We start from the raw sequence: 13,378 nt of genomic DNA, 5'->3' as shown, positions 1-13,378 counted from the left end.
GCGGCTCAACGGCGTCCGGTCCGCGTACTCACGTCCACCCAAACCGCCAACACCAGAATGCTGCCCTTGACGACCATCTGCCAGTAACTGTCGACATCGAGCATGGACATGCCGTTGTCCAGACTGGTGATAACCAGCGCACCGAGGAGGGCGCCGTACACCGTGCCGGAACCGCCGCGCATGGAAGTACCGCCGATAAAGCACGCGGCGATGGCGTCGAGTTCGCCCATGCTGCCGGCCGAAGGTGAACCGGCGGCCAGGCGCGCGGTATTGACCACGCCGGCGAGGGCGCACATCACGCCCATGATCCCGAAGATCCACAGCTTCACGGCTTGCACATTTATCCCGGACAGGCGCGTCGCTTCCATATTGCTGCCCACCGCATACACGCGGCGGCCGAACACGGTCTGACTGGTCACGTAGCTGAACACGCCCAGCAGAATCAGCAGCAACAAGACCGGCACGGGAATGCCGTCATAGCTGTTGAGCGTCTGCACGAAACCGGCGAGCACGGCGCCGATCACCAACACGCGGACGACGTCACGCACCAAAGAATGCGCCGCGAGGCCGTGAAGGGCGCGATTGCGTCGTTGTTTCCAGGTCAGGAACACCGTCAGCGCGAACAACAGAATGCCCAGGCCAGTGCCGATCGCGTGGGGCAGATAACCCTGGCCAATGTAAACCAGCTCCGGCGATACCGGCGCGATGGTCGTGCCGCCGGTAATCCCCAGCAGAATCCCGCGAAAAGCCAGCATTCCGCCCAGACCGACGATGAACGAGGGGATGCGCAGGTAAGCCGTCATGTAGCCGTTGGCGAGGCCGATCATCAGCCCGCAGAGGGCGACCAGACTCAGGTTGGCCAACAGCGGAATGTGATAGACCACATCAAGAATCGCCGCGAGACCACCGAGCAGGCCGAGCAATGAACCGACCGACAAATCGATCTCGCCGCTGATGATCACCAGCACCATGCCGCAGGCGAGAATCCCGGTAATGGACATTTGCCGCAGCAGATTGGACAGGTTGCGCGGGGTGAGGAATCCGCCCTCGGTCTGCCAGCTGAAGAACAGCCAGATCAGCACCACGGCAAACACCAGCGCGAGCATTTTGTAGCGGGTGAACAGTTGTTTGACCTGATTCATTTACGCGGATTTCCGATCATTATTGTTATGACTGCCAGGCTGACTGAGGGCGGCGGCGAGCACCTGCTCCTGCGTCAGTTCATGGTTGACGAAGTCGCCACGCAACTGGCCTTCGCCGATCACCAGCACACGGTCGGACACGCCGAGCACTTCGGCCAGTTCCGACGAGACCATGATGATCGACACGCCGGCGGCGGCCAGCGCGCCCATCAACTTGTAGATTTCGTATTTGGCGCCGACGTCCACGCCTCGGGTCGGCTCATCGAGAATCAGCACCCGGGGTTTGGCCAGCAGCATCTTCGCCAGCACGGCTTTTTGTTGATTGCCACCCGACAGGCTGGTGATCGGCAGGAACGGGCTGGCGGTCTTGAGGTGCAGGCGCGAGATTTCCCGATCGATGCTGCCCAGTTCGGCTTCGGCATCGATGCGCGTCAGCTTCGAATAGTTGTCTAGCACGGCGAGGGTGATGTTCTGACCGACGCCCAGATCCGGAATGATGCCTTGGCGCTTGCGGTCCTCGGGCACCAGGCACAGTCCGGCGCGGATGGACTTGAGTGGCGTGCGCGTGTCGATGGGTTGGCCATCGAGCCAGACTTCGCCCTCGTGGCGACCGGGGTAAGCGCCGAACAGCGCGGTCACCAGTTCGGTACGCCCGGCACCGACCAGCCCGGCAATGCCGAGGATTTCGCCGCGCTTGAGCACGAAGGAAATATCGTCGACCCGTTTGCGCTTGGGGTTGTCGACGTCGTAGCAGGTGATGTGCCGGGCTTCGAAAATCACTTCGCCGATATCGTGTGGCTCGCTGGGGTAGAGGTTGCTCATTTCCCGTCCGACCATCTGGGTGATGATCTGCGCAATGTCCATGTCGGCCATGGCGGTGGTAGCGATGTGTTTGCCGTCGCGGATCACCGAAATGGTGTCGCACACGGCGGCCACTTCATCGAGCTTGTGCGAGATGTAGACGCAGGCCACGCCTTTGGCTTTGAGGTCGCGGATGATGTCCAGCAGCACCTCGATTTCCGAACGGCTCAAGGCTGATGAAGGCTCGTCGAGGATCAGCAGTCGGGCCTTTTTATTGAGGGCCTTGGCGATTTCCACCAGTTGCTGATAGCCGCCGCCGTACTGCGACACCGGCAGCGCTACGTTCATGTCGGGGACTTTCAATTCGCGCATCAGCGCTTCGGCGCGGTGGATCATCGCCGGGTAATTCATCCGTCCGCCGGGCAGCGTCAGTTCGTGGCCCATGAAGATGTTTTCGGCCACCGACAGGTCGGGCACCAGCGTCAGTTCCTGGTGAATGATGACGATACCGGCGGCTTCCGTTTCACTGATCGATTGCGCCCTGAGCGGTTGCCCGTCCCAGAGGATTTCACCGTCCCAGGTGCCGTGGGGGTAGACCGCCGAAAGGATTTTCATCAGCGTGGATTTGCCGGCGCCATTCTCGCCGCACAGGCCAACGCACTCGCCGGGCCTGACCTTGATGTCGATGCCGTTGAGGGCTTTGACACCGCCGAAGGTTTTGACGATGCCGTTCATTTGCAGCAGATAGTCGGACATGGACAGGGCTCGTATATCAAAGACTCACACACCACGAAACCTGTAGGAGTGAGCTTGCTCGCGAAAGCGTCGGTTCAGACAATGCTTCGTTGACTGACACAACGCCTTCGCGAGCAGGCTCGCTCCCACAAGGGTTTTCGCATTACCGGAGATCACTTCCCGGCGATTTGCGCCTTGGTGTAGAAGCCGTCCTGTTCGAGCAGGTCGATGTTGTCCTTGGTCAGCGGGGTTGGCGTGAGCAGGATGGTGTCGACCTTTTTGCTGCCGTTGTCGTACTGCGAACTGAAGGCGGGTTTTTCGTTGCGTGCCAGTTGTACCGAGAGCTTCGCCGCTTCGGTGGCGATGAGTTTCAGTGGCTTGTACACGGTCATGGTTTGCGTGCCGGCGATCACACGTTTGACTGCGGCAAGGTCAGCATCCTGTCCGGAAATCGGCACCTTGCCGGCCAGTTGCTGCGCCGCCAGTGCCTGAATGGCTCCGCCGGCCGTGGCGTCGTTGGAAGCGACGATGCCGTCGATTTTGTTGTCGTTGCGGGTCAGGGCGTTTTCAACAATGCTCAGCGCTTCGGTCGGGTTCCATTCCTTGACCCACTGTTGGCCGACGATCTTGATATCGCCCTTGTCGATGGCCGGTTGCAGCACTTTCATCTGGCCTTCGCGGAGGATCTTGGCGTTGTTGTCGGTGGGCGCACCACCGAGCAGGAAGTAATTACCCTTGGGCGCCGCTTTCAGCACGCCGCTGGCCTGCATCTCGCCGACTTTTTCGTTATCAAAGGAAATGTAGGCGTCGACATCGGCGTTGAGAATGAGCCGATCATAGGACACGACTTTGATTCCGGCTTTCTTCGCTTCGGCCACCGCGTTGGTCAGCACCGTGGCGTTGAACGGCACGATGACGATGACATCGACGCCCCGGGAAATCAGGTTTTCGATCTGGGAAATCTGCTTCTGCTCATTGGCATCGGCCGACTGCACGAAGACCTTGGCGTCCATTTTTTCTGCTGCCGCAACGAAGTAGTCACGGTCACGCGACCAGCGTTCCAGGCGCAGGTCATCAATGGAGAAACCGATTTTCGGGTGGGCAGCGTCAGCCATTACCGGCAGTGACAGCAGCGCCAGGGCAGTGGCCAATAGCGTGCGTTTTACGTTCTTCATAGTGGGGCGTCCTTTTATTGTTGTTGGAAAGACACGGCCTGACGATGAGTATCGGGCTGGTAAAACTGTAGAGAATCCGCAGGCGCCGCAGGCACAGAATTGTCGTAGAAATGTCACCGCGTCGATGCGCCTGCAGATTCCCCGTGTGATCAGCGATAGATAAACCGGTTGACGATGTTCTCGAGCCTTTCCTGACGGCCGCTGACGGCTTGCGGGTTCAACTCGTTGGTGAACGCGTGCTCAGCCAACGACTCAAGGTTGAAGTCACCCGCCATCACCGCCTGCCCGAACGGCTGCTGCCAACCGGCGTAGCGTTGATCCTTGAGCCGTTGCAGCTCGTCGTTGTGCACCATGGCCGCTGCGCGCTCTAGCGACAGGGCGAGAACGTCCATGGCGCCGACGTGGCCATGGAACAGATCGATCTGATCGAGGCTTTGCCGGCGAACCTTGGAATCGAAGTTGAAACCGCCATTCTTGAAGCCACCGGCCTTGAGGATTTCATAGGTGGCCAGGGTCATTTCTTCGACGCTGTTGGGGAACTGATCGGTGTCCCAACCGTTTTGCGGATCACCGCGGTTGGCGTCGATGCTGCCGAAAATTCCCAGTGAGACGGCCGTCGCGATCTCGTGATGGAAACTATGCCCGGCCAAGGTCGCGTGGTTGGCCTCGATGTTGACCTTGATTTCGTGCTCCAGCCCGAACTGCTGGAGAAAGCCGAACACGGTGGCGCTGTCGTAATCGTATTGGTGTTTGGTCGGCTCTTGCGGCTTGGGTTCGATCAGCAGATCACCGGTGAAGCCGATCTTGTGTTTGTGCTCGACCACCATGCGCATAAAGCGTCCCAGTTGTTCGCGTTCACGCTTCAAGTCGGTGTTGAGCAGGGTTTCATAGCCTTCGCGACCGCCCCACAACACGTAGTTGGCGCCTTTCAGACGCTTGGTCGCGTTCATGGCGCTGAACACCTGAGCAGCGGCGCAGGCGAACACTTCCGGGTCCGGGTTGCTCGCAGCACCCGCAGCGAAACGCGGATTGCTGAAGCAGTTAGCGGTGCCCCACAGCAGCTTTATTCCGCTGGCTTCCTGGTGTTGCTCCAGGTGATCAACCATTTGCGCGAAGTGGTTGCGGTACTCCTTCAGAGAGCTGCCTTCCGGGGCGACATCGGTGTCATGGAAGCAGTAATAGTCGATACCCAGTTTGGAGAAAAACTCGAAGGCGGCGGCTGCTTTGCCGATCGCCAGTTCCATGGGATCGCCAGCGTGTTGCCATGGCCGTTTGAACGTCCCCGCACCGAACACATCGGAGCCTGGCCAGACAAACGTGTGCCAGTAACAGGCGGCCATGCGCAGGTGTTCGCGCATGGGTTTGCCGAGGATAAGTTTGTCGGCGTCGTAGTGACGAAAGGAGAGGGGAGAATCGCTATCCGGGCCTTCGTAGCGAATCGCATCGACATCGGGAAAATACTGCATGGACCTTGTCCTTGTTGTTCTTGGCGGTGTCTCGATACTAGCAACGGCCCTGTGCCCGCTGATTATGAAAACCATCAACACGGGGTACGATTTTGCGTATTGAGCTTCTTCTGCCAGGCGCCTAGTCTGTGCCAATCGCCTCTGTGACCGGAGGCCCGGAACAAGCATAAAAACAATGAAAACCGTACCGCCTGTTCACCGCATCGCCCTGTTGTTCAACGGCAGCAAGATCTACGACCGAGGCATCATCAGCGGCATCGGCAACTACCTGAGCAGCACCCGTGCTTCCTGGGACCTGTTTCTCGAGGAGGACTTTCTCTGTCGTTTGAAAGGGATCGAACGCTGGCAGGGGGACGGGATCATTGCCGACTTCGACGATCCGCTGATTGGCGAGGCGCTGGCCGATATCCAGATGCCAGTGGTAGCGGTAGGGGGCTCGTACGAGGATAAGCGCGCTTATCCGAAAGCGATTCCCTACGTCGCCACCGATAACAACGCGCTGATGACGCTGGCCTACAAGCATTTGATCGAGGCGGGACTGCAGCGCTTTGCCTGCTTCAGCCTGCCGGAAGCGCAGGCCAATCGCTGGGCGCAGGAGCGCGAAAAAGCCTTTCGCAAACTGATGAAACGCGACGGCCTGCACGGCGAAATCTATCGCGGCATGGGCACCAGCGCACCGCTGTGGGACAGCGCCGTCGAACAGTTGATCGCCTGGCTGCAAAGCCTGCCCAAACCCATCGGCATCATCGCCGTCAGCGACGCCCGCGCCCGCCAGTTGCTGCAAGCCTGTCTGACCGCAGGCATTGCCGTGCCGGAGCAGGTGGCATTGATCGGCATCGACAATGATCCGTTGACCCGCAGCCTGACCCGGGTGCCGCTGAGTTCGGTTATTCAGGGCACGGAAACCATGGGCCGTACCGCCGCGCAATTACTCCATCAGATGCTCCATGGAATGCCGTCCACCGGTACACAAATCCTGATTCCTCCCGATGCGGTCAACGTGCAGGTGTCGAGTTTGCACCAGCCATTGGGCAATCCGTACGTCATGCAGGCGCTGTTGTTCATTCGCCAATATGCCTGCCAAGGAATTAAAACAGCGCAGGTGGCGGCTTATGTTGGTGTTTCGCGTTCGTCACTTGAAGCGCATTTTCGCAGCGAGCGTGGTTGTAGCGTGCATGACGAGATTTTGCGTTTTAAATTGGCGGCGGCGACTAGTGGCTTGAAAAATACTGACTCGGTGATTGCCGACGTGGCGCGTAGTTGCGGGTTTAAATCTGCGCAGTATCTGCACACGGTGTTTCGCCGGGAGTTTGGGTGTACGCCGCGGGAGTATCAGCAAGGGGCAGGGATGCGCTGATGGAATACCGGAAATGAGGTTAGAGTGGGCATCAATGTCTTGATTGTTGCGTGAACAATGAATCGTCCGCTGTTCGTTTCTCTGGATGGGCCCAAAGGCACCGGCAAAACCACACTATTGGAGGCCGTTACGCAAGTACTGAGGGCGGGCAACCAGAAAGTCATCCGGCTTTGCGAGAGAAAAAGCGATCCGTTCAGGGGTGAAACCATGGCCTTGGTTAACACTCTGGCGAGAAATCCTTGCCGGGATCTGGAGTGGGCTGTGTGTCAGCGCCTTGCGGATAGCCGTCGCTGGATCTCCCAGAACGTTCTGACGAAGCAGCCGCTGGACAGCATCATCCTGATCGATCGCTGGTATCCCTCGGATGCGGCGTTTCGCCAAACCATCCCGTTTGCCGAGATTCTTCAATTGAATATGGAGCGAGATGTGCGGGTGCCAGATCTGCATGTCGGCGTCGTCACCGATCCGGATATTTCATGGGCCAGAGCTGCTAACCGATCACGAGGACTGGGCGGCACTGTGATCCAGAAGCACGCAGAGCATGTGGCGTGTACGGAAATGTTCGAGCAAGCGGTCAAGGATCACGGTTGGATGTTGTGCCGTAATGAAGGAACGGTTGAGGAGGCGACGATGCTGGTGGTTTCTCGGGTCTGTGAGGTGCTTGGGTTGAACGTCGAAGTGGATGCCAGTCTTGGCGCTCAGGGTATCGCGTAGACCTTGAAGTTCAGTGGACACGGCCTGCCACTTCGGTGCTCTCGGCGGTAGAAGGTCACCTTTCGGTAAAGGCCCGAAAAGGGCCTTTTTGCTAGATGAGGAATTGGAATTGAGAGCAGGCTTTCCAGCTCTAAAGGCCATTTGGCTGACTTGGCTTTGCTGTATTTTCTTGGGCTAGCTCGATGCACTTCAATGCCAAAATGGTTGTCGGGTCGACCAATGCAACCTCATGATTTTTGATCATGTAGGATTCGCTATGCTGGAGCACCAATGGAAGTTCTGTGCACCCCAGGATGAGTACATCTGCACCCAGTTCACATAGATGCTCTGCGGCGGTGAGTAACTGATCCCTACAAATGCCCTCCGTAAAACCCGCCTTGATTCCGTGATCTCCGTAGATCGAATCCATCACCAGCGTTTGGTAGTTCGCGCCAGGGATGATGATTTGAAGTCCAGCCCGTCGCGCTGCCTCGTGATACACCTGACTTTTTATCGTGCCGGAAGTAGCAAGCAGGCCAACGGTTTTGCCTGCGCCATATCTGTGCACGATTGCCTCTACTGTCTCAGTCAACATATTCACGATAGGCACACGAAGATGTGCCTGGATGCGCTCAACAAATGCATGAGCGGTATTACAAGGAATGGCTATGGCATTGGCGCCAGCGCTTTCCAGCCGCTTGCATGTTGCGTACATCGCCATCGTTGGATCAGTTTCGTCATTCAGCAGGTTGGCCGTGCGATCAGGGATCTGGGGGTTTTGTTCTACCACCATTTTGATGTGCTCCTGGTCGCGGCCTGCGGGTGTGTGCGCCACGACCTTACCCATGAAGTCGACCGTTGCCGCCGGCCCAACTCCGCCTACTATCCCAAGCTTAAATGGCGGGCGGGTTGACTGGCCTTTTTCCAAGGTGGCAAAAGTCGCATAAATCTCGTTGATATCCAGGACAGCCAGGCCACGTCTTTGAAGATCACCGCAGACCAATGAGAGCTCAGTCATGCCGGGCAGAATTATCGTGGCACCCTGATCCTGAAGTGAGAGGCATGCCTGATACACGCACTCCACTGGCACCCCATCAAGGTGTCCATCTTTGATGCCGTTGACCCCATACATGGCGTCCATTAACCCAGACTGCTCGGTGTCACGGGGATAGACCAGCTTGAAGTCGGTGCCAAAATAGCGCTCGAACATCCCGGAGTGCCTGACATAGTCCGAAGCGACGATGCCCAACGTGGTACCAGGCTCCGCGACATGATCGATGTGCTTGCGCAATGCCGTCATCATGTCCAAGACAGGTATTCCTATCTCCTCCTGGATCTCCTCACGAAACGTGTGGCTGGCGAAACAAGGCAGTAATACTGCGTTTACTTCGCTGGCCTCGAATGTCTGGCAAACCTGGAACACGTAGAACTTTCTGGAGCTCATGTTGGCGCCCTGATCAAGGGGCATCAGGACGTCCTTGAAGGGGTGTTGCTCAAACAGGAAGTGGTAGCGGCCTTGATCTTCCAAAACCGCTCTGGACTTCACCAACTTGTAGAAAAGATCGCCGCCGGCCAGTGATCCAAGTCCGCCGACGATACCTAATTTGCGAGCAAACGATGACTTGCTGGACGGCTTCGATTTACCTTTCATCTCTATGCTCTCAAGCGCTGGCTACAGTTTGGGTAGGGATTGCAGATGCGTTTTCGGGCTCGTCTTCAGCCTCTTCATGTGGCTCTGATTTGGCAACCACTGCAGTTGCAATGCTATTGCCAACCACATTGGTGGCAGTTCTGGCCATGTCGAGGAATTGATCAATGCCGAGGATCAGCAAAATGCCTGCTTCGGGAAGGTTGAACATGGGCAACGTCGCCGCCACCACAACCACCGATGCTCGCGCTACACCTGCCATCCCCTTGCTGGTGATCATCAGCGTCAGAAGGATTAGCAGTTGCTGTGTGAAGCTCAGGTCGACGTTGTAGGCTTGGGCAATGAACATGATGGCGAACGCTTGATACATCATTGAACCATCAAGGTTGAACGAGTAGCCCAGCGGTAGAACGAAGCTGGAAACGCGTTTTGGCGCACCAAATTTCTCTAGTGCCTCCATGGTTTTGGGATATGCAGACTCGCTACTGGCAGTAGAAAACGCTAACAGAACAGGTTCGCGAATCAGCTTACCCAACGTAAATACCGAGCGGCCCAAGAACAGGTAGCCAGCACCGAACAACACACACCACAGAATCACAATGCCCAGGTAGAACTCGGCAATTAGCTTGCCGTAATCAACAATCAATCCGAGGCCTTGAGTGGTGATAGCTGATGCGATGGCTGCAAATACACCGATGGGCGCGAAGGCCATGACGAAGTCCGTGACCTTGAACATCACCTTGGCCAGCTCTTCGATGCCATCGACTATCGTTGTGTAACCTGCTCGCTTCACACCCGCCAAGGCAAAACCGAAGAACAACGAGAAGACCACGATTTGCAGGATTTCGTTGTTGGCCATTGCTTCAGCGATGCTGCGTGGAAACACATGGCTGATGAAAACCTTGAGGCTGAAATCCCCGGTGTTTACAACGGGACTCGCCGCGTGCTGGACGACCTCCATGTTCAGTCCTGCGCCAGGCTGAAACAGGTTCACCAGGCCCATGCCGATTGCCAGCGAGACCACCGAAGCGGTGACGAACCAGACCATGGCTCTTAGGCCAATGCGGCCAACGGAGCGAGAGTTTCCCATGCTGGCAATTCCGCCGACCAAGGTGGCGAACACCAGAGGAGCGATGATCATCTTGATCATGCGTAAAAAGATGTCAGTGACCATCGAGAAGTAAGACGCTATCTCTTTGGCGTTTTGTTCGCTCCCTGCGAAGTGATGGCACGCCCAACCGACAAGCACGCCTAAGGCGATGCCAATTGCGATCCGACGCGGAAGTTTATTTTTCTTCACGGAGCTATCCTCAAGTGGTTTTTTTGCTTTTTTTACTTGGCAGGAGACAAGTGTCATTCGGTCGAAGCTCTTCGGCCTCGCTTCTACGATTTCGATTCTATGGTCGGGTTTGCAGGGGCATGATGAGTAATCCCGATAGGCTCATGCGTTTTTGGAATAGTTTTCGAAACCGCTGCTTTGCGCTGACTCCGGGGCCGTAAACTGCTCACTCGGGACATGAGGTGTGGTTATGCAAATCAAATGGCTGGATGATCTTTTAGCGGTCGCGGAGTGGAAGAATTTCTCTCGGGCTGCCGAGGTTCGCTGTGTGACCCAGTCGGCGTTGTCGAGGCGCATAAAGTCGCTTGAAGAGTGGGTGGGCGCAGAGTTGGTGGATCGTGGTACCTATCCTGTCCAACTGACTCCGGCTGGTCGCACATTTTGTGAGGAAAGCCGCGAAGCATTGGCGGGACTAATGAGGTTGCGTTCGAGTCTGCGGGAGGTAGAGCGGATGCCAGGGCGCTCCATTCAGGTGACCGCCGGCCACAGCTTGTCGATGACATTTTTACCGAAGTGGCTAACTCAGTTTCAGCAGCATAATGAACAGTTTAATGCGCGAGTCGTCGCCGCGAACATTCATGACGCGGTCATCGCCTTGGAGGAAGGGGGGTGCGATCTGATGATCGTCTATCACCACCCTTTGGCGCCCATACTTTTAGATCCAGCAAAGTTCGGCAGCCTGACGTTGGGACATGACGCCTTCATTCCATTGTGTGCACCTGACAAGAAAGGGCATCCGCTGTATCGCTTGCCTGGCACGTCAACCAAACCTGTTCCACACCTGGCCTACACGGCCACCACTTTCTTAGGACGCGTTGCAGACATCGTCATCAAAAATGGGCCATCTGTGAGCGTGTTGGAACGCTGCTATGAAGCAGACATGGCGATGCTTTTGATGCGAATGGCGATAGAGGGATACGGCGTTGCATGGTTGCCACAGAGCGCTGTAATTGACGAGCTTCAGCGAGGTCAGTTGGTGAAAGCGGGTGGTGATGAATGGAGTACACGACTGGAGATACGTTCCTACTGCTCCATAACTAATGAGAATCCTACGATGCGCAGCTTATGGAAAACACTCGAAAGCGCCTCCCGCGATCTTCATGGCAAAGCAGCCAGTTGATCGAAGCACCAAGGTTCGAATCACGTGAAATCGTACCCTCAAACAAGGGTAATGACATCTGCGCATCGAACCATTCTGAAACGTCATCACCCTCAATTTTCTGCGTGATAGTCTCGCCGCACTTTTGAATTGGCACTGATCGTTCCCACGATGAAGGCCATAGTGAGGAGCGATCATGCCCAGAGTTTCCCATCAAGCATTACGCCGTTCGTTTCGCGTGCTGCTGGCGTCCGGTAACTGTTTTCAGACGGCTTCTGTCACGCCAGCTCACTCGCAGCACATCAAACTTCAGCGCAACCGAGCTGGCCTATACCTACACATTGCCGGAAACATATTTGAATTGGGCCAGGGACTTCATGGATGTTCAGGAGTGATGAAAATCTCCTGATCAGCTCCTGTTGCTCTGCCGACAAGTTTCCTCCTGCTTGAATCCGCAGGCATGATTTGCGTGCAGAGAAGAGCACTTGCACTCATGCGGTTTGGTCACCCTCAGTTGCGTATTCAGCAGTTTGCTTCCGGAGCGATCCGGGAGCTTTTTTCTTTTCAAATAAGTGCTTGAAGCCCTGAGTGTTTCTGCCTGCTCGATGATGATTACGGCAGATGACTTTAACTGCTAGCGAGCTTTGTCATGCTCCAGAGACCTGGCAATGTTCGGCTCACAAGCAGGAGCTGTTTCTATGCAAATTCTGATGCTTGAGCACAATGGCTGTATTCCCAACAATCCGAACCTACCTGTACTCGTATTTCTGGTGGTCTCTGCTTGCCCGGCGGCACAGCACGCGGACATCTGTCGCGCGGCACCAAGCAAGTCGCAACTGGTGAAGATTGACGAACTGCCGTTTCCAGATCTAGACCCGGTGCAAGGCGCACATGGCCCCTTACGTAAATATTGGAAGTGCTTACCGTGTAGAGGGACGAGGTAGATTGACCAGGGCAGGAAACGCAGTATTGGTCGCGACTTGCGCATACCTGCTTCAGAGCAATTCGAAGGTCAATCGGGCGAAACACTCAGGCTCAACCGCTTTTAGGTTTACGACCCCGTGAGCTTGGTTTCACCGGTACGCTTTGACCATACTCACTCCACCATAGCGCGAGTGCCTCCATCGTTGGCCCTAGCGCACGGGCTTTTGCCGTCATCTCATATTCGACGCGTGGGGGGACTTCTGCGAAGACTGTTCGCGATACCAGGCCATCGTTTTCAAGCTCACGAAGCTGTGCTGTCAGCATGTGCTGAGTGATACCGCTGATCGCTTTACGCAGTTCTCCGAAGCGATAGATTCGCTGGTTCAACAACCACATGATTTCCAGCTTCCACTTGCCTGAGAGGAGCGCGAATGCACGGCGCATTTCCTCATGCATGTTGATCTGATCGTCATCAATAGTCTGGTTTTCCATACTAAGCACCACTTTTTCATCCTACTTGTAGCTTTTCATATTAGGCGACATCGTAGACCTAAGTCGACGCATCAATGCCTGCTTAGGAAAAGTCTCATGATTGAAATCTACATTTACTGGATCAGCACAACACTTCTGTCGATGTTGTATTTGGCTTCGGCGACGATGTACCTGGTCAAAAGGGAATGGGTTCGTCAAGCACTTGCCGACCTTGGATATCCCGCCACCCTGATGCCGCTGCTCATTGCGGTGAAGATCCTGGCCGTGGTTGCCATCCTTCTACGCATTAACGTCTCGCTTAGTGATCTCGCCTACGCCGGCATGCTTTATCACCTACTGCTCTCAGCGTTCGCGCATTTAAATGTCCGCAAGCCTAGCGGAGCCTTACCGGCGGCTATCTGTCTCGCGCTGCTGATCACTTCTTTTGTCACCCAAAATGCCGCTCGTGACGTGCCGTCACCATACGTGCAAGTCGCTGCGGCTCATTCATTAACCTCTAAATAACTG

The 13,378-nt window shown here is 56.1% G+C and carries 11 protein-coding genes and 1 pseudogene; 5 read left to right on the top strand and 7 right to left on the bottom strand.

The features are described 5' to 3' along the window. Positions 1-5: 5 nt before the first annotated feature. The 4 genes from ACM6IN_RS28580 to xylA form a co-directional block, all read right to left on the bottom strand. Complete coding sequence (locus ACM6IN_RS28580; protein WP_414917143.1) at positions 6-1,142, bottom strand: sugar ABC transporter permease; 1,137 nt, start codon at positions 1,140-1,142, stop codon at positions 6-8. After that, on the bottom strand, positions 1,143-2,699 hold the full coding sequence (gene xylG, locus ACM6IN_RS28575; protein WP_414917142.1) for a D-xylose ABC transporter ATP-binding protein: 1,557 nt from the start codon (positions 2,697-2,699) through the stop codon (positions 1,143-1,145). A gap of 152 nt (positions 2,700-2,851) precedes the next feature. After that, on the bottom strand, positions 2,852-3,853 hold the full coding sequence (gene xylF, locus ACM6IN_RS28570; RefSeq protein ID WP_038361368.1) for a D-xylose ABC transporter substrate-binding protein: 1,002 nt from the start codon (positions 3,851-3,853) through the stop codon (positions 2,852-2,854). Positions 3,854-4,002: 149 nt separating this feature from the next. Then, on the bottom strand, positions 4,003-5,319 hold the full coding sequence (gene xylA / locus ACM6IN_RS28565; protein ID WP_414917141.1) for a xylose isomerase: 1,317 nt from the start codon (positions 5,317-5,319) through the stop codon (positions 4,003-4,005). A gap of 175 nt (positions 5,320-5,494) precedes the next feature. Between xylA and ACM6IN_RS28560 the strand changes: the two genes are divergently transcribed. Beyond that, complete coding sequence (locus ACM6IN_RS28560) at positions 5,495-6,676, top strand: XylR family transcriptional regulator (RefSeq protein WP_414917140.1); 1,182 nt, start codon at positions 5,495-5,497, stop codon at positions 6,674-6,676. A gap of 57 nt (positions 6,677-6,733) precedes the next feature. Next, the gene (locus tag ACM6IN_RS28555; protein WP_414917139.1) at positions 6,734-7,390 is read left to right on the top strand and encodes a dTMP kinase; all 657 of its coding nucleotides are present in this window, start codon (positions 6,734-6,736) and stop codon (positions 7,388-7,390) included. A gap of 130 nt (positions 7,391-7,520) precedes the next feature. On the opposite strand, the gene ACM6IN_RS28550 is transcribed toward ACM6IN_RS28555, so the two are convergent. Then, positions 7,521-9,020: an amino acid racemase gene (locus tag ACM6IN_RS28550; RefSeq protein ID WP_414917138.1), complete on the bottom strand. Its 1,500-nt coding sequence runs from the start codon at positions 9,018-9,020 to the stop codon at positions 7,521-7,523. 10 nt (positions 9,021-9,030) lie between these two features. Beyond that, the gene (locus ACM6IN_RS28545) at positions 9,031-10,317 is read right to left on the bottom strand and encodes a dicarboxylate/amino acid:cation symporter (protein ID WP_077573066.1); all 1,287 of its coding nucleotides are present in this window, start codon (positions 10,315-10,317) and stop codon (positions 9,031-9,033) included. 229 nt (positions 10,318-10,546) lie between these two features. Here ACM6IN_RS28545 and ACM6IN_RS28540 point away from each other — a divergent pair, with 229 nt between their 5' ends. Next, positions 10,547-11,476: a LysR substrate-binding domain-containing protein gene (locus ACM6IN_RS28540; protein ID WP_414917137.1), complete on the top strand. Its 930-nt coding sequence runs from the start codon at positions 10,547-10,549 to the stop codon at positions 11,474-11,476. Positions 11,477-11,736: 260 nt separating this feature from the next. Then, positions 11,737-11,850: pseudogene (locus ACM6IN_RS28535) on the top strand (oxaloacetate decarboxylase); the annotation flags it as partial. A gap of 640 nt (positions 11,851-12,490) precedes the next feature. On the opposite strand, the gene ACM6IN_RS28530 reads toward ACM6IN_RS28535, so the two are convergent. Next, on the bottom strand, positions 12,491-12,871 hold the full coding sequence (locus ACM6IN_RS28530; RefSeq protein WP_034154307.1) for a winged helix-turn-helix transcriptional regulator: 381 nt from the start codon (positions 12,869-12,871) through the stop codon (positions 12,491-12,493). Between the two features lie 96 nt (positions 12,872-12,967). Between ACM6IN_RS28530 and ACM6IN_RS28525 the strand changes: the two genes are divergently transcribed. Next, on the top strand, positions 12,968-13,375 hold the full coding sequence (locus ACM6IN_RS28525) for a DoxX family protein (RefSeq protein ID WP_077572855.1): 408 nt from the start codon (positions 12,968-12,970) through the stop codon (positions 13,373-13,375). Positions 13,376-13,378: the final 3 nt, after the last annotated feature.

It is taken from the genome of Pseudomonas sp. IT-P395 (genome assembly GCF_949767675.1).
Taxonomy (GTDB): Bacteria; Pseudomonadota; Gammaproteobacteria; order Pseudomonadales; family Pseudomonadaceae; genus Aquipseudomonas.
This window is presented reverse-complemented; position numbering and strand designations above follow the sequence as displayed.